17 protein-coding genes, 1 pseudogene and 1 riboswitch are annotated in these 19,535 nt (G+C 33.9%); of the genes and pseudogenes, 9 read left to right on the forward strand and 9 right to left on the reverse strand.

Annotated features, from left to right (window positions below):
* Window positions 1-18: 18 nt before the first annotated feature.
* Entirely contained in the window at window positions 19-1,749 is a 1,731-nt protein-coding gene (locus THESIDRAFT1_RS09215) for a S8 family serine peptidase (protein WP_006570208.1), read from the reverse strand.
* A 356-nt stretch (window positions 1,750-2,105) separates the two neighbouring features.
* Window positions 2,106-2,193: riboswitch (cyclic di-GMP riboswitch) on the forward strand.
* 62 nt (window positions 2,194-2,255) lie between these two features.
* Here THESIDRAFT1_RS09215 and THESIDRAFT1_RS09220 point away from each other — a divergent pair.
* The 5 genes from THESIDRAFT1_RS09220 (at window position 2,256) to THESIDRAFT1_RS09240 (ending at window position 6,288) form a co-directional block, all read left to right on the forward strand.
* Window positions 2,256-3,548: a sigma 54-interacting transcriptional regulator gene (locus THESIDRAFT1_RS09220; RefSeq protein WP_208854058.1), complete on the forward strand. Its 1,293-nt coding sequence runs from the start codon at window positions 2,256-2,258 to the stop codon at window positions 3,546-3,548.
* A gap of 168 nt (window positions 3,549-3,716) precedes the next feature.
* A complete protein-coding gene (locus tag THESIDRAFT1_RS09225; RefSeq protein ID WP_006570210.1) occupies window positions 3,717-4,325 on the forward strand; it encodes a cell wall hydrolase in 609 nt (202 codons plus the stop codon).
* 96 nt (window positions 4,326-4,421) lie between these two features.
* Window positions 4,422-4,964, forward strand: a complete 543-nt coding sequence (locus THESIDRAFT1_RS09230; RefSeq protein WP_004397096.1) for a Mur ligase family protein — start codon at window positions 4,422-4,424, stop codon at window positions 4,962-4,964.
* A 112-nt stretch (window positions 4,965-5,076) separates the two neighbouring features.
* The gene (locus tag THESIDRAFT1_RS09235) at window positions 5,077-5,724 is read left to right on the forward strand and encodes a single-stranded DNA-binding protein (protein ID WP_003870313.1); all 648 of its coding nucleotides are present in this window, start codon (window positions 5,077-5,079) and stop codon (window positions 5,722-5,724) included.
* A 36-nt stretch (window positions 5,725-5,760) separates the two neighbouring features.
* A complete protein-coding gene (locus THESIDRAFT1_RS09240; RefSeq protein ID WP_003870312.1) occupies window positions 5,761-6,288 on the forward strand; it encodes a cob(I)yrinic acid a,c-diamide adenosyltransferase in 528 nt (175 codons plus the stop codon).
* A 27-nt stretch (window positions 6,289-6,315) separates the two neighbouring features.
* Here the strand turns inward: THESIDRAFT1_RS09240 and dapD are convergent, their stop codons facing one another.
* The 7 genes and pseudogenes from dapD to THESIDRAFT1_RS09275 form a co-directional block, all read right to left on the reverse strand.
* Window positions 6,316-7,041 carry a 2,3,4,5-tetrahydropyridine-2,6-dicarboxylate N-acetyltransferase gene (dapD, locus tag THESIDRAFT1_RS09245; protein WP_003870311.1) on the reverse strand — a complete coding sequence of 242 codons (726 nt, stop codon included), beginning with the start codon at window positions 7,039-7,041 and terminating at the stop codon, window positions 6,316-6,318.
* On the reverse strand, window positions 7,038-7,793 hold the full coding sequence (gene dapB / locus THESIDRAFT1_RS09250; protein WP_003870310.1) for a 4-hydroxy-tetrahydrodipicolinate reductase: 756 nt from the start codon (window positions 7,791-7,793) through the stop codon (window positions 7,038-7,040). Before dapB ends, dapD begins: the two co-directional genes overlap by 4 nt.
* Window positions 7,793-8,686 (reverse strand): 4-hydroxy-tetrahydrodipicolinate synthase, encoded by an 894-nt coding sequence (gene dapA, locus THESIDRAFT1_RS09255; RefSeq protein ID WP_003870309.1) that lies wholly within the window; start codon window positions 8,684-8,686, stop codon window positions 7,793-7,795. Before dapA ends, dapB begins: the two co-directional genes overlap by 1 nt.
* Before the next feature lie 13 nt (window positions 8,687-8,699).
* Window positions 8,700-9,689 carry an aspartate-semialdehyde dehydrogenase gene (locus tag THESIDRAFT1_RS09260; RefSeq protein ID WP_003870308.1) on the reverse strand — a complete coding sequence of 330 codons (990 nt, stop codon included), beginning with the start codon at window positions 9,687-9,689 and terminating at the stop codon, window positions 8,700-8,702.
* Between the two features lie 151 nt (window positions 9,690-9,840).
* A pseudogene (locus THESIDRAFT1_RS14775) lies at window positions 9,841-10,654 on the reverse strand (hypothetical protein).
* Window positions 10,655-10,702: 48 nt separating this feature from the next.
* Complete coding sequence (locus THESIDRAFT1_RS09270; protein WP_003870306.1) at window positions 10,703-12,505, reverse strand: ABC transporter ATP-binding protein; 1,803 nt, start codon at window positions 12,503-12,505, stop codon at window positions 10,703-10,705.
* A gap of 12 nt (window positions 12,506-12,517) precedes the next feature.
* Complete coding sequence (locus tag THESIDRAFT1_RS09275; protein ID WP_006570212.1) at window positions 12,518-14,266, reverse strand: ABC transporter ATP-binding protein; 1,749 nt, start codon at window positions 14,264-14,266, stop codon at window positions 12,518-12,520.
* Between the two features lie 100 nt (window positions 14,267-14,366).
* Between THESIDRAFT1_RS09275 and THESIDRAFT1_RS09280 the strand changes: the two genes are divergently transcribed.
* The 3 genes from THESIDRAFT1_RS09280 (at window position 14,367) to THESIDRAFT1_RS09290 (ending at window position 16,734) form a co-directional block, all read left to right on the forward strand.
* Window positions 14,367-14,648 carry a hypothetical protein gene (locus THESIDRAFT1_RS09280; protein ID WP_006570213.1) on the forward strand — a complete coding sequence of 94 codons (282 nt, stop codon included), beginning with the start codon at window positions 14,367-14,369 and terminating at the stop codon, window positions 14,646-14,648.
* Window positions 14,649-14,806: 158 nt separating this feature from the next.
* Entirely contained in the window at window positions 14,807-16,141 is a 1,335-nt protein-coding gene (gene glnA / locus THESIDRAFT1_RS09285) for a type I glutamate--ammonia ligase (protein WP_003870303.1), read from the forward strand.
* Window positions 16,142-16,161: 20 nt separating this feature from the next.
* The gene (locus THESIDRAFT1_RS09290) at window positions 16,162-16,734 is read left to right on the forward strand and encodes an ANTAR domain-containing response regulator (RefSeq protein ID WP_004397072.1); all 573 of its coding nucleotides are present in this window, start codon (window positions 16,162-16,164) and stop codon (window positions 16,732-16,734) included.
* A 20-nt stretch (window positions 16,735-16,754) separates the two neighbouring features.
* On the opposite strand, the gene iadA is transcribed toward THESIDRAFT1_RS09290, so the two are convergent.
* On the reverse strand, window positions 16,755-17,930 hold the full coding sequence (gene iadA / locus THESIDRAFT1_RS09295) for a beta-aspartyl-peptidase (RefSeq protein WP_003870301.1): 1,176 nt from the start codon (window positions 17,928-17,930) through the stop codon (window positions 16,755-16,757).
* A 133-nt stretch (window positions 17,931-18,063) separates the two neighbouring features.
* Between iadA and pdxR the strand changes: the two genes are divergently transcribed.
* A complete protein-coding gene (gene pdxR, locus THESIDRAFT1_RS09300) occupies window positions 18,064-19,497 on the forward strand; it encodes a MocR-like pyridoxine biosynthesis transcription factor PdxR (RefSeq protein WP_003870300.1) in 1,434 nt (477 codons plus the stop codon).
* Window positions 19,498-19,535 lie beyond the last annotated feature (38 nt).

Here is a 19,535-nt window from a genome sequence, read left to right on the forward strand (position 1 = left end):
ACCATACTTCTTTAATTTTTATATATCGTTATTTGAAAGGGTGAGTGAACCGCCGCCCGTACTTAAATCAAAGTAATAATTTCCACTGCCTCTATATGAATATACTTTGATATAATAGGTTCCCGTTTGTGTCGGAATATATGTTATTGTTTCCTGCCTTTGTGTTCCAGTTGAACTTTTAACAAGAGTACCGGTGGGGTCATAGAGGTATATATCGAAATCAGGGTTATAGTTTGCCCAATCAGGTATTATGAAAGTTATTGCAATAGGATATGATGTGTCTGTCACGTTAAATGTCCAAATGTCACTGTAACGAGACCCAGGGAGTGAATCTTTAGCATAATAGTGGTTTGGCACAGATATATTAGTTCCTGTGAAATTTCCAGCTGTTTTAATTGCTTCATATGCATCCAATCTTCCTACACCATAGTCAATGTTTTTGCTTGGAGGCCCCCAACTTTTTGCAGTAGTCATTATTATATTTTTTACATCAAGTGGTGCAAGGCTTATATTTGCATTGAGCATAAGGGCTACTGTACCTGCTACAAAAGGTGTTGCCATGCTTGTGCCACTGTATGTCACATAACCATTTATAGAGTTTGCTTTTGCGGCAGTTATATTGTATCCGGGTGCTGCAATGTCAGGTTTTATCCTTCCGTCAGCTGTGGGACCACGGCTGGAGAAGCTTGCAAGGTTGAATCCAAGTTCTCCTACATCCGCCATTGCTGCAACGGTTATGGCTTTTTCTGCTGCACCAGGTGATCCTATGGTGTACCTTGCAGGGCCTGAATTTCCAGCTGCAACTACTACTACAATTCCGCTATTTACGGCGCTGTTTACTGCTAATGAGGTAGAGTCAGTTCCATCAGAACTTGTAGAAGTTCCAAGGCTTAAATTTATGACTTTAATTCCATATACGTCTTTGTTTTGAACAGCCCAGTCAATCCCTGCAGTTACAGTGCTCATACTTCCGCTTCCATTTGAATCGAGTACTTTTATTCCTACCAAAGCTGCACCAGGAGCAACACCTGTATAAAGGCTGTTCCCTGTCCCAGTGCCTGCCGCAATGCTTGCTACATGAGTTCCATGTCCATTATCATCGTAAGGGGTAGTTTTACCGTTTACAAAATCTTGCCATCCTATTATTTTGCCACCAGCAAGGTCAACATGGGATCCATCAATACCTGTATCAATAACTGCTATTACTATATCATTCTTGGAGTAAGAGGAAGGATTACCATCTTTGTCTCCAGTTACGCCAAAGTCACTTCTCGCTTTTGTAACGCCAAACCATTTTGTTGCAGTGTCTAATGTCGCATATACAGGCTCGTCATACTCAATTTGCTTTACTATATCTAATTTTGACAAAGCGTTTATTTGTCCTTTAGTTAAAGTAGCAGCAACTCCTGGAATAATTTTGTATTTATGCTTTATATTAAACTTTCCAATGGATTTAGAAATATTTAATAGTTCGTTATCATCTATGTTTTTGTTGAAGGTTATTATGACAGGGAATTCCGCACTGTCAAGCTTATCAGGAAGCTTTGCTTCCAAGTTATCAAAGATTTTGTTTTTGTTAGAATCTTGCATTAAAACTTTTTGAATTTGAGGCGAGTAATTTTTTGTTGGAGAGTCGCCAGATAAGTTTGTTAAGTTGGGCTGAGCTTGGACTAATACTCCACTTAGCGACATTAAAGCTACAATTAACACAAAAGCCAGTAAAGCTTTTAATGTTTGTCGGCTCTTCATTTTTTCTTACCTCCTTAAAAATTTAATATTTTTTAAAATTTAAGTCAGCCCTTCTAGTCGCTAAGTGAAACTGTTTCTTTCTTCTATTCATCATCTCCTTTCTGTAAGATTTATTTTCTATAATAAAACTCAAGCAATTTTTATGCCAATTTACTGTATATAGACAAAATTAATAAAAGTTTTTAATGTGTATAATTTTTTATACACATTTTTGATACACAAAAGAATGCATAAAACACATACATTTAGAAATTAGTATAAATTTAACGAATTATGTAGAAAAAATCTTTTTTAAAAATAGAAGGAAAATTCATATTTATGTCGAAATAGTAATATAGGAAAATTAGATAAATTTTTGTTGAAAAAGGCAAACTCGTCGAAAGGCGGGGACGCAAAGCTACGGGTCTAATGCAACAGTTTTGCTATGATAGCCGGGCTACCAACATTTATATATAACCTCCTGCCTTTTGGTAGGAGGTTTATTAATTAAGGAAGTGGTGTTTTATATGACTAATAAGGAAAAAATTTATAATATTATTGTAGAAAAAAGTAAAGAATTTGATATTCAAAAATTTTTGATAAGTAGAAAAGGTGGAATCACTACAGAAGAAGTAGCACAATTGCTAAAAATGGCTCGACCAAATGTGTCTTTTATTTTAAATCATCTTGTAAGAGAAGGGAAAATAGTTAAAATTATTTCAAAACCTGTGTATTATATTGAAAAAAATAGATTGGCTTATTTTTTAGGGAATAAGGTTAAGGAAGAAATGCTTCTAAAAGACTTAATTGATTTTTTAAACTTAAGGAAAGAAAAAGAATGTGCTTTTGAAAATATAATAGGACATGATGGCAGCCTCAAAGGACAAATAGAACAGGCCAAAGCAGCTGTATTATATCCTCCTTATGGGCTCCACACTCTTATCATAGGACCGCCTGGCTCTGGTAAATCTTTTTTCGCAGAGATGATGTACAAATTCAGTCTTCAAAATGGTAGGGTAGGACCTCTTGAAGTATTAAACTGTGCGGATTACTATAACAATCCTCAACTTCTTATGTCTCATTTGTTTGGACATGTTAAAGGAGCCTATACTGGAGCTGATGTAGATAAGATAGGTTTAGTCGAAAAAGCCGATAAAGGGATATTATTCCTTGACGAGGTTCACAGATTACCTCCAGAAGGCCAAGAAATGTTATTTTATCTTATTGACAAAGGAGTATATCGGAGATTAGGAGATACTGTTGAAAGAACGGCTAACTTAATGATTGTAGCAGCTACTACAGAAAAACCTGATTCTTTTCTTTTAAAAACTTTTATGAGACGAATACCAGTTATCATCCAACTGCCATCTTTTGAGGGAAGGCCTCTAAACGAGAAAATTGAGATAATTGTTTACCTTTTTAAAGAAGAAGCCAAACGGCTAAACTTAAATATTATTGTACATCCAGAGTTAATTTCTTTACTTTTGTCTTTGCAGTATGAGGGAAATATTGGAGAATTAAAATCTATCATTCAATTGCTTTGTTCTAAAGCTTTTTTAATGAATTACGAAACGAAGAGAAATTTTTTAAAAATTGATCTTACTCTGTTGCCCTCCGTTTATTTTAATGTAGGGAAAAGTAAAACGATAAATTTTGATAAATTTTTAATCATTTCCTCTGAAATTGAAAGGGAAATAGACAAATATGATTTTTATGAGTTTATTGCTATGAAGTATAATGAGTTAAAAGAAAAAGGAATAGTAGAAATATTTGAAATTATGTTGGGTGATAATTTTGGGAAAAATGGGAATCATCCATAGATTAGTATATCTAAGAATATATCACTATAATATATCATTCTGGAGATATTTTTAATTAACGGAGAATTATCGGGAAATACAAAGGATGACAATATTGATGCGAGAGTTTATAATTGTAATCGAATTAACTCCTGCTATTGCGCAACAATAGAAAGGAGGAAACTCATGATGAAGAATAAAATTTTGAAAATTGCTGTAGTATATTTAATGATATTTATAATGCTATTTGGAGGAATTACTTCGGCGTACGCTTACGACAAAATCCACGTTGTTTCAAAAGGTGAATCATTGTATTTAATAGCGAAATGGTATGGTAGTGATGTAAATAACATAAAACAGGCAAATGGGAATTGGAGCGATTTGATATATCCTGGTGAAAAATTAGTGGTGCCAGTAGATGAAAATAGTGCTTATTACAATTATCTTGTTGACAGATATTTAATCGCAAAAATGATTTATGCTGAAGCTCGTGGAGAAAGCTTTGAGGGTCAGGTCGCTGTAGGTGCGGTGATTTTGAATAGAGTAAAAAGCGGTATTTTCCCAAATACTGTAGCAGGAGTTATATATCAGCCAGATGCTTTTGAGTCTGTAACGAATGGTGAATTTTTCAATCATGAACCTGACCTTACAGCTTTTAAAGCAGCAGATGCAGCTTTAGCCGGATGGGACCCAACAGGAGGAGCCCTATACTTCTTCAATCCAGCTACTTCAACTTCTTGGTGGATATGGACAAGGACAATTACAAATGTGATAGGACACCACTGGTTTGCAATATAGGAAGGCAGAAGCCTTCCTATATTGCATATATTTTACATTATAAAATTTTACTTTTGTAAAAGAATAAGAATAGCATTAAAAATAGGAGCTGATTATATGGTACATATATTTGTAGGAGGAAGTTCAGAAAAAAGTTCTATTATAAAATTTTTATCCTACTGTGTACATTCTAAAGAAATTGTGATAGAAGAGTTAAAGAATTATAAAGAGAGAGCAGATATTTTAATTATCTCTGATATTCTATGTGATGAGGATTTTCACAAGTTAAAAAATTATATTTATAATTTTCCGAGCGGTATTATAATAACAAATGCAGATGATGAGCTATCAAATAAACTCTTTGCACAGGGAATAAATTCTACCCTTATAACATGCGGTTTAAATCCAAAATCTTCCATTACTGCTTCTTCAATATCTTATGAAGATGAAGGTTATGAATTTAATTATTGCGTACAAAGGACTTTTTTTAATTTAAAGGGCAAATTGATAGAGCCAATGGAAATACCTGTTGAAATAAAAGTTCCTGGACAGTATAATATATATAACTCATTATTTGTAATAACTGTATTATTAATTTTAGGATATGAAATTAAAGATATACAAAATGTGGTTAAAACCTTTGAGAATAGTGGGCGGTGATAAATTTTTTGAAGATAATTTTAACGATTACTTTTGCCACCTGTCATAAATGCTTTCCAATTTTAATATATATTTTTAGAAGGACACATAAGGGGAAGGGGAGAGTGAACACATGGCAGGCAACTTTTTGGAGAACAACGTAGTTGTAGTTGTAGGAAAAATTTTTACTGATTTAGAGTACAGTCATGAACTATATGGCGAAGAATTTTTTAATTTTATTTTGGAAGTGCCAAGATTGAGTGAAACAAAGGATTATCTTCCGGTTACTATTTCTAACCGCCTGTTTGAAGGTATGAATTTACAGGTAGGCACAAGGGTAAAGATTGAAGGGCAATTGAGGTCTTATAATAGGAAATCTCCAGAAGAAGGGAAAAATAAATTAATTTTGACCATATTTGCCCGGGACATAATGACGATACCTGAGGAGGAAGTAGTAAAAAATCCAAATGAAATTTTTTTGGACGGCTTTATTTGTAAAAAACCTGTTTATAGAACTACTCCTTTTGGGAGAGAGATAACTGATTTATTAATTGCGGTAAATAGGCCTTATAACAAATCTGATTACATACCTGTCATAGCGTGGGGAAGAAATGCAAGGTTTTCTGAAAAGTTAGAAATAGGAGATCGTATACGTTTATGGGGAAGAGTACAGAGTAGGGAATACCAAAAAAAACTGGGCGATGAAGTGGTTACAAAGGTCGCTTATGAGGTTTCTATTACGAGAATGGAAGTGGTTGAAAAAGAATTACAAAAGAGTTAGAATGGAAATAACAGAGGACACAAGGGGGAATGAGTTTTGGAGAGAGGACTTATACAAGTTTATACTGGAGATGGCAAAGGAAAGACGACGGCTTCTATTGGACTTGGCATAAGAGCGGTGGGAAGAGGCTTTAAAGTTTATATGGTACAATTTCTGAAAGGCACGGATACAGGGGAGTTGCATACACTTAAGAATATTGAAAATTTCAAGGTTTTTAGGTTTCAATCAACAGAAAAGTTTTTTTGGAGTTTAAATGAAGAGGAAAAGAAGATTCTTGCTGAAGATATGAAGAAAGCCTATGAATTTGTTGTAGATGTCCTCCAAAACAAAAAGTGCGATATTTTAATTTTAGATGAGATAATGGCGGCAATACATAGTAAAATGTACACAGTGGAAGATGTGTTAAAGTTAATAGATATGAAACCGACGGAGATGGAATTGGTTTTGACAGGAAGGAGTGCTCCTCAGGAGATAATTGAAAAAGCGGATTTGGTTACAGAGATGAAAGCGATTAAACATCCTTTTGAAAAAGGAATACCAGCGAGATACGGAATAGAATATTAAAACACCCGACAAAATCGGGTGTTTTATTTAACCTCGCAAGTCTTCCATGAGTTTTGTTTTTTCACGGGTTTTGTCGTCTACTATTTTTACAATCTTTGCTGGAACTCCTGCAACTACTGTGTTAGGTGGTACATCTTCTGTCACAACTGATCCTGCTGCTACAACAGCTCCATGACCTACTCTTACTCCTTCTAATATAACTGCGTTTGCCCCGACAAGTACGTTATCTTCAAGCACAACTGGTACACTGCTGGGGGGTTCTAATACCCCGGCTATAACAGCTCCAGCTCCTACATGGACGTTTTTGCCTATAATTCCTCTGGCGCCTATTACTGCGTTCATGTCTATCATAGAATTTTCACCAATTTCTGCACCTATGTTTATTACTGCCCCCATCATTATCACAGCGTTTTTGCCTATTTTTACTCGATCTCTAATTATTGCACCTGGTTCTATTCTCGCGTCAAGATGCTTAATATCCAGCAAAGGAATTGCAGAATTTCTGCGGTCGTACTCTAAGCGATAATGTTTTATTTTATCTTTATTTGCTTCAATCAATTTTTCAACGACATCTAGTTCTCCAAAGACGATTTTAAAGTTGTCACAGCCATATACTTCTAATTCTTCGGTTTCTTCAATTTCTATATTCCCTTGTATGTAAGCTCTAACAGGTGTGGTTTTTTTCGCTTCTTTGATATATTTTGCAATTTCATAAGGGTTTGTCAAGTTATCATTTGTGCTCAAAATTATCATCCTTTCTTCACAAGGTCTTCCATTGTATATAAGCCAGGTTTTTGATTTATTATGAATTTTGCAGCTTGTAGGGCACCATAACCAAAAATTTCACGGGATTGGGCAGAGTGACTTATGGTGATTACTTCATCGTGACCTGCAAAAATTACTTGATGTTCACCCACAATTGTGCCGCCCCTTACTGCGTGTATTCCTAACTCGTTTGGCTTTCTCTGTTCAGTTTTAGTATGGCGTCCATACACGTATTCCTTTTTGTCATTTAGCACTTGGTTTATGCTATCTGCAATCATTAACGCAGTGCCACTTGGAGCGTCTTTTTTCATATTGTGATGCTTTTCTATTATTTCTATGTCAAAATCCTGCTGTAAGATTTTTGCAGCTTCTTTTACAAGGTTTATAAGTATGTTTACTCCAAGGGACATATTGGCAGATTTAAAAATCGGTATTTCTTTTGATGCTTCTTCTATGACCTTTAATTCTTCTTCACTAAGTCCAGTCGTGGCAATGACTACAGGAAGCTTCTTTTGTAGAGCGGCTTTCACTAAATTAGGTACAGCTTCATGGTATGAAAAGTCAATTACTACATCTGCTTCTTCTTTTACATCTTTTAAATCGCTGTAAACAGGAAAGTCGAGAGGAGAAGTATTTTTATCTACTCCTGCTACGACTTTGAAATCAGGATTTTCTGCTGCCAATTTTGTTATTACTTTTCCCATTTTTCCATTGCAACCGTGAATTATGATTCTAATCATTAATTTGCCTCCTTCAGCAAACCGTATTTTGTAAGAACAGATTTCAGATATTCTAAGTTTTTATCGCTCATTTCAACAAGTGGGAGGCGCAAAGGTCCTACATTAAATCCCATTAAGTTCATAGCAGTTTTTACGGGTATAGGATTTGTTTCTATAAAAAGGGCTTTATTTAGAGGATTAAGTTCTAACTGCATGTCTCTTGCCCTTTCAATATCTCCATTTAAATAAGCGGTTGTCATTTCATGTATTTTTGCCGGGATTATATTTGCCGTGACGGATATTACGCCTAAGCCGCCTAAAGACATTATTGGTATTACTTGGTCGTCATTTCCTGAGTATATTTCAAAAGATTTACCCATAATGCGGGCAATTTCAGCTACCTGTACGATGTCACCACTGGCTTCTTTTACTCCAACTACGTTGTCTACATGTTTACTCAATTCAAGATAAGTTTCTGGCAGCATGTTGAGAGATGTCCTGCTGGGGACATTATAGATAATAATAGGTATGTCTACGTGTCTTGCTATTTCAGTAAAGTGAGCCACTAATCCCTTTTGTGTTGTTTTGTTGTAATAGGGTGTTATAACTAAAAGAGCATCAGCACCTGCAGATTGAGCATATTCACTCATTTCAACAGCATGGGCAGTGTTGTTAGAACCGGTCCCTGCAATTACTGGTATTCTTCCGGCGACTTTCTCTACTGTAAATTTAATTGCCGCTTGTTGCTCTTCTTGTGTCATTGTAGAGGCTTCACCAGTGGTACCACATATGATGATAGCATCAGTTCCTTCTTTGATATGCCATTCAATAAGCTCGCCAAGTTTTTCAAAATTTACGCCCTCTTCGTTAAATGGAGTAACAATAGCGACACCTGACCCTTTAAAAACAGGCATAATTATTCTCCTTTCACATATTTTTAATTAAAAGTTCTGCTATTTGAACGGCATTTGTTGCCGCTCCTTTTCTTATGTTGTCGGCTACAATCCACATGTTAAGACCGCTGTAAACTGTCTCATCTCTTCTTATTCTACCTACAAAAACTTCATCTTTTCCTGTAGCATAAGTTGCAAGAGGATAAATATTATTTTGAGGATCGTCTTGTACAACAACTCCCGGGGCATGTTTTAAGACTTCTATTAGTTCTTCCATTTCATAAGGCCTTGCAAATTCTACATTGACAGATTCGCTGTGAGAGTTTGCAACAGGTACTCTTACTGTGGTTGGAGATACCTTTATTGAACTATCTCCCATGATCTTCTTGGTTTCGTTTATCATCTTTAATTCTTCCTTTGTGTATCCGTTTGGTGCGAAAGAATCAATGTGAGGAATACAGTTGTTTGCAATAGGATGAGGGAATACTTGGCATGGTTCTCCTCTTAAACTTCTTTCAAGGTCATCTACACCTTTTTTACCTGCTCCAGACACTGCTTGATAGGTGGATACCACTATTCTTTTTATTTTATATTTGTCGTGAAGAGGCTTTAAAGGAACTACCATTTGAATGGTAGAGCAATTGGGATTTGCTATTATTCCTTTGTGCCATGAAATGTCTTGAGGATTTACTTCAGGGACAACCAAAGGTACATTTTCATCCATTCTCCAAGCGCTGGAATTGTCAATTACGACTACGCCATGAGAAGCAGCTATTGGAGCGAATTGTTTGCTTATAGTTGCACCAGCAGAAAAAAGAGCGATTTGAATGTCTCTTTTAAAACTTTCTTCAGTAAGTTCTTCTACAATGTATTCATTACCTCTAAATGTGATTTTTTGACCTGCAGATTTTGACGAAGCAAATAAATAAAGTTTGTCAACTGGGAAATTTCTATCTTCCATTACTTTAAGAAAAGTCCTACCTACCATTCCGGTAGCTCCTACAATTGCTACATTAACTCCCATTATTATCCTCCTCTAAAGTTCTAAAATTATGACAATATTTCAATTATACTGCATTAAAGCAGGTTTATTTAATTTAAAATATATCATTATTATTATATGAAGTCAATAAAATAAGGATTACAGATGAACAAAAAGCCTAAAAAGTAATTTTTTACTTTTTAGGCTTTGCAGTTTTTTCAAGAGATTTTATATCTTGTAAAAGTACTTCTGCCTTTATTTTAGTTAAAACTTTATTTTGAGATTTTATTGCTTTTTGTAATTCAGTAATTCCTGCCTCAAATTTGTCAGCTGAATTTTTTGCTTCTTTAGGAAGTTTTGGCTTAAAAGTTTGCCACACAGAATTTATATCTATCAAATCTTTTGAAATTTCTTCCCACTTTTGCACTTCACTTTTAAAAGCGATATCTTGAGCGTAAAATTTTAATCGTTTTATGTCAGTAGTTGCCTCTGTTTGAAAAAGGTCTTCTAAATCAGGAATATATTTATACACATTATTTGCATATATCAAAACATCAATTTTTGATTTTTTATTTGCTATAATAGTAAGGTCATTTATAGCGGCACTCATACTATTTATTAGATTTAATTTTGCTCCTTCTTTAGTAACTAAAGGAGTTAATGAGTTCCAATCTGTATGAATATCTTTTATTGCTTTGTTAATTTCTTCCCAAGATTTATCTTCAGGAGTTTTCTTTGGTGATTTTTTATCCTCTTCCTTTTTATCTTTTTTTCTTTATCACTTTGTTTTTCCTGATCACTTTGTGGTTTTTCCTTTATTTTCTGTGCTTCTTTTATTATTTTTTCTATATTTTTTCTATTTTAGATAGTTCTTTTGGTACTTCTGTTTTTTGACTTGTTTGAGGCTTTTTTTGAGGTTTATTTTGTTGTTTATTTTTACAGCCTGATAAGTTGAATAAAAGTAAGAAAATAAAGATGGCACATACTATTTTAGAGTATTTTCTCATACTATCACCTCAAAAATAGTATGTCCATCATAAATCTTAGTATGCTACTTATGCTTCTTTTTCTATTAATTGGTCTTTGTACTGCAACATATATAAGTTATAATACAGACCTTTCTTTTGCAAAAGCTCGTTGTGAGTACCCATTTCTCTTATGCGTCCCTTGTGAAGTACAATTATTTTATCTGCATGCTGTATTGTAGATAGTCTATGGGCTATTACAAGGGTAGTACGGCCTTTTGTTAGTTTTTTTAATGCATCTTGTATAAGCCTTTCTGTTTCTGTATCAATATTCGCTGTTGCTTCATCTAATACTAATATTTTTGGATTAAAAGCTAAAGCTCTTGCAAAGGCTAAAAGCTGTCTCTGACCGGCTGACAAAGTAGAGCCTCTTTCGGTTACTTTTGACTCATAGCCTTCTGGAAGTTTTTTTATAAAGTGATGAGCATTTACATATTTTGCTACCATGTAAATATCGTTGTCTGTTATGTTTTTGTTGTTTAGTCTTATGTTTGATTTAATATCTCCCGTAAAAAGAAAGACATCTTGTAATACAACACCTATATGTTTTCTTAAATCTTGTTGCCTTACTTTTCTTATGTCAATTCCGTCAATTAAAATTTCTCCTTTTTGTATGTCATAAAATCGACTTAAAAGGCTTATTATAGAGCTTTTTCCTGCACCAGTTGCCCCTACAAAAGCTACTGTCTCGCCAGGATTGACCACAAAACTTACATCTTTTAATACCCACTCTTTTCCGTTGTAAGAAAACCAAACATTTTTAAATTCTATTTTTCCTTGGATGTCTTCTAAAGGAATAGGTTTTTCGGGGTCCTTTATTTGTTCTTTTGTATCTAAAAGTATAAAAATTCTTTCTGCTGAAGCCATTGCCGATTGAAGTATGTCATATTTTTCTGATATATCAAAAATTGGCTGAAACAGTTGTTGCAGATAATTTACAAAAGCGTAAAGTACGCCAAATTCAATTTTGTGAGATATTATGTCTTTCCCACCATACCAGATTAAAAGAGCCAAAGTTAAAGAATATATTACATCCATAGAAGGACGGAATATTGCAAAAATTGTAAGCTGCCTCATGTTAGCGTCATAATAATCTTTATTTATTTTTTCAAATTCTTTGCTTTTTTTATGCTCTGTTACAAAAAGTTGTACAATTTTCATCCCACTTATATGTTCTGAAAGAAAAGCATTTATTCTGGCAAGGCGAACTCTTACAAGTCTATAGGCTTGTGAAGCTAATTTTCTGTATATGTACATTCCTCCAATAATTAACGGAGTAGTAGAGAGGCTGATTAATGCAAGTTTTACATTATAACTTACCATGGCAATGATTATTCCTAATATTATAAAGATGTCATTAAAAAGGTTTGCTATAACACTTGTGTACAATTCATTTAAAGTGTCAGTGTCGTTTGTAACACGGGTCACCAACCTTCCTACAGGGTTTTTATCAAAAAATGATAATGATAAACTCTGTAGATGTTCAAATATCTGTTGCCTTAAGTTAAAAATTATTTTTTGACCTGTGTATTGAATCAAATAAATCTGTCCATAATTTATGATAAAGGCTACAGTTATGATTATTAAATACAAAATCCCTATATGTGTAACGCCATTTATTGCTTCTACTTTAGGAATGTTAGGATTATTTATATAGTTATCAATAGCTTTTTGGACGAGGTATGGTCGTAAAAGGTTTGATGCTGTTACTAAAAGTATACCTACAGCTGCTATAAAAATGTACAACCAGTAAGGTTTAGCGTATGTCAAAAGCCTTTTCATTATTTTAATGTCAAAAGGTTTGGTCATTACTTCTTCTTGTTGGTATTCCATTTTATCACCGCCTTAAACCTCTTTTAATATTGCATCTTCTAATTGCTGTTTTTCATATATGCTGTTATAAAGACCTTTTAGCTTAATAAGCTCTTCATGGGTTCCCCTTTCAACTATTTCTCCATTATCTAATACTATAATTTCATCAGCGTTTTTTATAGTAGAGATTCTATGAGAGACGATTATAGTTGTTCTATCTTTCATATATTCGCGTAAATTGTTTAGTATGGTTTCTTCTGTGTTTGTATCTACAGCAGAGAGACTATCATCTAAAATAAGGATTTTTGGTTCTTTTATTAAAGCCCTTGCGATAGCTATCCTTTGCTTTTGACCGCCTGAGAGAGTTACTCCTCTTTCGCCTACAATTGTTTGATATTGCTGTGGAAAGTCCATTATATCTTTATGTACATCTGCCATTGAAGCAAATTCTTGTATTTTTTCTAGAGGTTCTTCATTGACAAAAGCTATATTATTGGCTATAGTATCTGAAAATATAAAGTTGTCCTGAGGTACAAAACCCATGTTTTGTCTTAGAACTTTTAAAGGTATTTCGTTGATGTCATGCCCATCAATAAATATGGTATCTTGCGGTACTTTATAAAGTCTTGCAAGTAAATTTACAAGAGTGCTTTTACCACTGCCGGTTTTACCTATTATAGCCAGAGTTTTTCCCTTTGGAAGACTTATATTTATATTTTTTAAAACAGGAGGTAGGCCTTTTTTATAAGAAAATGAGAGATTTTTTATTTCTATATTTCCTTCAATTAGTGTAATATTTGGATCTGCATAGTTATCGGTTATTTCTGGTACTTCACTGAAAATTTTATTAAGCCTTTCCATAGAAGCAGAACCTCTTTGAAAAATATTTATCACCCAGCCAAAAGCCATCATAGGCCAGATGAGCATTCCAAGGTAACTGGTAAATGCTACAAAATCACCCAAAGTGATTATCCCTTTTATTACTTGTATTCCACCGTAAAGCAAAGCTATTGTAAAACTTAATGCTGCTAAAAATTGAACAGTAGGGTCAAATAATCCCCAGATTTTAATCATGTTCATATTTGTTTTAAAATTTCTTAAATTTTCCTGTCTGAAGTTTTCTATTTCTTCTTTTTCTTGAACAAAGGCTTTAATAACTCTGATACCGGATATGCTTTCTTGAACTTTATCTGTTAAAGAGGAAAAAGCTTCTTGAACTTTTAAAAATCTTGAGTGAATGAGTTTGCCAAAGCGAGTGACTACCAATGCGATAATAGGTAAAGGCAGAAGTGCTAATATAGTCAATTTTGGATCGATAGTAAAAATCATTATGATTATTATGGATATGCCTAAAAATAATGCATCTACAGACATTACAATTCCAGGTCCTACTGCCATTCTGACGGCGTTTATGTCATTGGTGGCATGAGCCATTAAATCACCTGTTTTGTGTTCATTGTAATATTGTGGCGAAAGTTCAAGAAACTTAGCAAAAAGTTGTTCCCTTAGTTCTTTTTCCAAAAGCCTTGACATCCCCATTATTTTCATACGCCAAATAAATCTAAAAGCAAATACCAAAATAGCTATACCTATTATCCAAAACGAATACGTTAATAGTACTTTTGGAGTTAAATCTTTACTTTTAAATAAATCAGTTACTGAACCTAGTAAATGGGGAACTATCATTTGAAGCAAGTCTACTGCTAATAAAAAAATTATACCTATTATGTAATTCCACTTGTGCTTTTTTATAAATGGAATAACTGTTGTAAAACTTTTCATAAAATCCCCCCTGAAACTACAGACAGGCATAATTATTTTTGGATATAATATAATTATAACGTAAACATTTAAAATTTCAAAAAAGGAAGGAGGTGTTAAAATGTGGAATTATAAACTCAAAAAAATATCTGTTTTGTCAGTTTTTAAATTTACTTTGATTTACGGGATTGTGATAGGCCTAATTCTGGGACTCATTGGTGGTTTATTTGGTGGACTTTTTGTAAACAGCTTTGGAGCTTTTGGTGCAGGAATAATTGGTGGCCTCATTGGCGGAATAGTTTATGGCATAATTTTTTCTATAGTTAGTGCTTTTGGAGCATGGCTTTTCAACGTAGTTTCTGGCTGGATTGATGGCATTGACATACTAGTAGAGAAAAAATAGCAAAAAATTATTAAAACTATATTGCACTGTGAAAAAAATGTGATATAATATTTCTTAGTTAAAATTTAATAATAATTTATAGGGAAGGCAAGGGCGTCTTCAAATGGGTATTGGCACCCTATTTGAGTGCGCCCTTAATTTATTAGAGGAGGAAGATTATGGGTAAAAAATATAGCAAAGAGGATGTTTTAAAACTGGCAAATGAGTATGGAGTGGAATATGTACATCTTCAATTCAGTGACATCTTTGGAGTCATGAAAAATGTTTCTATCCCAGTAGAAGAACTAAATAAAGCTCTCAACAATGAAATTATGTTTGACGGATCTTCAATTGACGGATTTGTGAGAATCGAAGAATCAGACATGTATTTAAGGCCGGATCCTGATACGTTTGTGATCTTCCCATGGAGGACAAACTCTGGTGTAGAGGCAAGACTCATATGTGATATTTACAATTACGATGGAACTCCCTTTGAAGGAGACCCTCGCTATGTTTTAAAAAGAAATTTAGAAGAGGCGAAGAAATTAGGTTATCAATTTAATGTAGGGCCTGAATGCGAGTTTTATCTCTTTTTGACGGATGAAAAGGGTAATCTTACAACAATAACTCAAGACGATGCAAGTTATTTTGACATGGCACCTGTGGACTTAGGAGAAAGCGCAAGAAAAGAAATGGTATCCACTCTTAAGCAACTAGGGTTTCAAATTGAAGCATCTCATCATGAAGTAGGACCAGGACAACATGAGATAGATTTCAAATATGACGATGCATTAACTACTGCTGACAATGTGATGACTTTTAAAATGGTGGTAAGAATAATTGCTCAAAAACATGGGTTACACGCCACCTTTATGCCAAAACCAGTTTTTGGCATTGCGGGTTCTGGAATGCATATGAACATGTCACTTACAAAAGATGGTAAAAATGCTTTTTATGACCCTTCTGACCCTATAGGGCTAAGTAAAGTATGTTATAACTATATAGGAGGAATTATAAAACATGCAAAAGCTATGACAGCTATTACTAACCCTATTGTTAATTCTTATAAACGCCTAGTTTCAGGCTATGAAGCTCCTGTAAATATTGCTTGGTCTGCAAGAAACAGAAGTCCTTTAATACGAATTCCTGCCAAAAGAGGAGAATCTACAAGAATAGAGCTTAGAAGTCCTGATCCAACCAGCAATCCTTATCTTGCTTTGGCTGTTGCATTGGCAGCAGGATTAGATGGTATAAAGAATAATATAACACCGCCACCACCTGTAAATGCAAATATATACCATATGAATAAAGAAGAATTAGAAAACTTAGGAATTGAAAGACTGCCAGGCTCTTTAGAAGAAGCTTTAAACGAGTTAGAAAAGGATGAAGTTATAAAAGAAGCATTAGGCGATCATGTGTATACAAAATTCTTGGAGGCTAAAAGAGCAGAATGGGATGAGTACAAAATATACGTTACTCAGTGGGAATTAGATCAATATCTTTCTAAATTCTAAGTTAAATTAGAGGTGTCTCGATGAGCCAATGGCGAATTGTTTTAGCAGACAGTAGCGATTTGTCTCGGCAGTTCATAAAGAATGTGTTATTAGCGAATGGACACTTGGTTTATGAAGCGAGAGATGGCGGAAGTGCTATAAGGCTTTGTCGCGCTCTCGCTCCTGATTTAGTTATAGCGGATTTGAATCTTGCCAATATAAATGGTTTTGAAGTTGGACGCATTATAAATGAAGATGATATAGCACCTGTAATTTTGATGACTTCTACTCTTCAAAGAGATTTTCTTGAGGAAATAAGAAAATATTCTGTATTTTCTTATTTATTAAAACCAGTAGACAGAGGGGTACTTTTGTCGACAGTTGAATTTGTCATAGAAAATTACAAAAAGTTTAGGAGCATGAAAGAAGAAATTCAAAAATTAAAGCATGAACTTGAAGCGAGAAAAAAGATTGAAAAAGCAAAAGGGTATATTATGAAAGCTAAAGGATTGAGTGAAGAGGAAGCTTATAAAATTATGAGAAAGATGAGCATGGATATGTCAATTCCAATGGAAATAATAGCTGAAATGATATTGCAAGAATATAAAGAATAAGAGGCGTGAGACCGCCTCTTTTATTCTTCAAACATGCTTTTTTTTACTATTTTTTTATCTTTTATCATGAATACTCCTTTTGCAATAACAGAATGAATATTTAAATTGCTATCTAATACTACTATATCCCCGTCTGATTTTTCCTTGATACACCCCTTGTTTGGATATAAATTCAACACTTTTGCTACATTTTCTGTTATTATTTTAATTGCTTGTTCTATTGGCAGTATCCCTTCCACTATAACTTCTCTTAAATCGCGGTATAGAGTTTGTGCACTTCCCACCATAACCTTTACTAATCGCTTATTTTCATCAAATACTGGAATGCTACCGTTACTGTCAGAACTCATAGTTACCTTTTCTATTGGCAATTTATTTTCTATAATTTTTTTAATTGCTTCTTTAGGGGTTAAAGCAGTTTTTGTGTGGGCGTCCGGCTTTATATCAGAAGTAAGGTCAATTACGCCACCCATTTCTATAAATTTCAATCCTTGTTCAAATAAATGTCCTATTCTGTTTATATGAGTAGGAACAAATTGCGTAATAGGTATTTCAGTATTTTCCACTATTTCAAATAACGGGGACAATCCTCTTATTCCATCTCCAACGTGTAAGTGAACTATTCCAGGTTTACCACCCAAAAGTCCTCCAACTCTTGCTTCTGCAGCAAGTTTTGTTAAATCTTCAGTAGTTGGTTGTGCAGACCTGTGATCTGAAATGGCAATTTCTCCAGTACCTATTACTTTGTCGATTAAAACTAAATCAGACCTTACACTTCCTGTTAAAGTGCGGGTGGGAAGTTCATAAGCACCGGTATATATGTAGGTAGTTATGCCTTCTTGCTCTAAAGCCCTCGCTTTTGCAAGAAGAGAAGCCATGCTTCTGGTTATTCCATCTGCTCCCAAGAGGCCTACAACTGTAGTTATTCCACCTTTTGTGATATCAGATAGAGTTATTTCAGGTGTCCTTGTGACTGGTCCTCCTTCTCCACCGCCTCCTGCGATGTGGACGTGTTGGTCAATGAATCCGGGAACTATGATAAAGCCTTGCAAATCTACAATTTCTACGTTTCCAAATTCCTTCATAGGTTTTATTTCATCAGCAATTCTTATTATTTTTCCATTGCAGATTAAAATATCTTTTCTACCTAAAGGCTGAGGAGAGTAAACTTCTCCACCTTTTAAAAGTAAAAACATGATCTCACCTCATTTGGTTTCTTTATAATATTTCTTCTCCCATATCCATTATAATACATTTTAAAATTAAAAAGAATTTTTATCATGATAATGATATAATAATTGTAGCGATACAATTTTGCGAGGGATGGATATGAATAAAATAACAATTGATAAAAGTAAAAATGTACCTTTGTATATTCAGTTGTACAGCCAAATAAAAAGATTTATAGAGAATGGCAGCCTGCCAGGCGGTTATAAACTCCCCACTATAAGAAGCCTTGCAAAGGAGTTGGGAGTAAACAATATTACAGTGATAAACGCTTATAAGCTTTTAGAACAAAATGGATATGTATATACTAAGGTAGGAAGTGGTACTTATGTATGTGAAGATATAAAAAAAGAGGAGGACCTTGATGAAACCTTTAAATTAACAGACCAAGGAGAAATTCCCTTAAGGAAAGGAATTATAAATTTTGCTTCTTCATCTCTTAATCCAGAGCTTTTTCCAGTGGAGGATTTTGGAGATTTAATCAATAGAGTATTGAGAAGAGATGGAGGATATGCATTTGAGTATCAAGACACAAGAGGATATAAACCATTAAGAGAATCTATAAAAGAATTTGTAAAGAAAGATGAAATATTTACTTATGTTGAAAATATACAGGTAATTTCTGGGGGACAGCAAGGTATAGATGTAGTATCGAAAGCGCTAATAAATTTTGAAGATAGCATAATTGTTGAAAGACCCACCTATTCGTGGGCTTTAGCCTCTTTTGAATCGAGAGGAGCAGAGATTTTAGAAGTAGATTTGCAAAAAGATGGCATAAATTTAGAGGAATTAGAGGATAAGTTAAAGAAGTTTAAGCCTAAGTTCATATATACTATACCTAATTTTCACAATCCGACCGGCATTGTCTATAGTGAGGATAAAAAAAAGAAACTGATAGAGCTAGCGGAAAAATACGAGACTTATGTATTAGAAGATGATTTTGCCAGTGATTTAAGTTTTACAGAAGAAAAGATATTGCCACTTAAGGCCTATGATAAATATGACAGAGTCATTTATATAAGAAGTTTCTCAAAGATATACATGCCTGGCTTGAGGTTAGGGTTTATAATTGCTCCTGAAAGGTTAGTAAGTAGTTTTTTAAAAGCAAAATATGTGACAGATTTATCTACTTCAGGTTTAATGCAAAGAGCCTTTGATTTATATCTTAGAGAAAATATTTGGAAAAGCCATATTGGGGAAATAAAACAAGTGATGAAAAAAAGATTTGAAAAGATGGGTAAAGGGCTTCAAACATTAAAAAATTATGTAGAGTTTGAATATCCTAAAGGGGGTTTTTACTACTGGTTAAGGCTTAAAAACAATATTTCTGCTAAAAATTTGTATTCTAAATGTTTAGAGAGAAATTTACTTATAGTTCCAGGGGATATGTTTTTTGCAATAAAAAAAGAAAACAATTTTATAAGATTAAGTTTTGCCTCTTGTGAGCTGGAGGAGATAGAAAAAGGGATAAATATACTGAAAGAGGTTTTAGAAGGAGAATCTAATGAAAACGGCATATATCTTCCTATAATATAAAAAAGGCCGTAAGATGGCCTTTTCAGACTGTAGACAAA

The sequence above is a fragment of the Thermoanaerobacter siderophilus SR4 genome, assembly GCF_000262445.1.
GTDB lineage: Bacteria > Bacillota > Thermoanaerobacteria > Thermoanaerobacterales > Thermoanaerobacteraceae > Thermoanaerobacter > Thermoanaerobacter ethanolicus.

Bases quoted from the DNA above. Each gene is read 5' to 3' on its own strand.
- THESIDRAFT1_RS09215 (WP_006570208.1), bottom strand. From the start codon at position 1,749: ATGAAGAGCCGACAAACATTAAAAGCTTTACTGGCTTTTGTGTTAATT.
- THESIDRAFT1_RS09220 (WP_208854058.1), top strand. From the start codon at position 2,256: ATGACTAATAAGGAAAAAATTTATAATATTATTGTAGAAAAAAGTAAA.
- THESIDRAFT1_RS09225 (WP_006570210.1), top strand. From the start codon at position 3,717: ATGAAGAATAAAATTTTGAAAATTGCTGTAGTATATTTAATGATATTT.
- THESIDRAFT1_RS09230 (WP_004397096.1), top strand. From the start codon at position 4,422: ATGGTACATATATTTGTAGGAGGAAGTTCAGAAAAAAGTTCTATTATA.
- THESIDRAFT1_RS09235 (WP_003870313.1), top strand. From the start codon at position 5,077: ATGGCAGGCAACTTTTTGGAGAACAACGTAGTTGTAGTTGTAGGAAAA.
- dapD (WP_003870311.1), bottom strand. From the start codon at position 7,041: ATGATAATTTTGAGCACAAATGATAACTTGACAAACCCTTATGAAATT.
- dapB (WP_003870310.1), bottom strand. From the start codon at position 7,793: ATGATTAGAATCATAATTCACGGTTGCAATGGAAAAATGGGAAAAGTA.
- dapA (WP_003870309.1), bottom strand. From the start codon at position 8,686: ATGCCTGTTTTTAAAGGGTCAGGTGTCGCTATTGTTACTCCATTTAAC.
- THESIDRAFT1_RS09260 (WP_003870308.1), bottom strand. From the start codon at position 9,689: ATGGGAGTTAATGTAGCAATTGTAGGAGCTACCGGAATGGTAGGTAGG.
- THESIDRAFT1_RS09270 (WP_003870306.1), bottom strand. From the start codon at position 12,505: ATGGAATACCAACAAGAAGAAGTAATGACCAAACCTTTTGACATTAAA.
- THESIDRAFT1_RS09275 (WP_006570212.1), bottom strand. From the start codon at position 14,266: ATGAAAAGTTTTACAACAGTTATTCCATTTATAAAAAAGCACAAGTGG.
- THESIDRAFT1_RS09280 (WP_006570213.1), top strand. From the start codon at position 14,367: ATGTGGAATTATAAACTCAAAAAAATATCTGTTTTGTCAGTTTTTAAA.
- glnA (WP_003870303.1), top strand. From the start codon at position 14,807: ATGGGTAAAAAATATAGCAAAGAGGATGTTTTAAAACTGGCAAATGAG.
- THESIDRAFT1_RS09290 (WP_004397072.1), top strand. From the start codon at position 16,162: ATGAGCCAATGGCGAATTGTTTTAGCAGACAGTAGCGATTTGTCTCGG.
- iadA (WP_003870301.1), bottom strand. From the start codon at position 17,930: ATGTTTTTACTTTTAAAAGGTGGAGAAGTTTACTCTCCTCAGCCTTTA.
- pdxR (WP_003870300.1), top strand. From the start codon at position 18,064: ATGAATAAAATAACAATTGATAAAAGTAAAAATGTACCTTTGTATATT.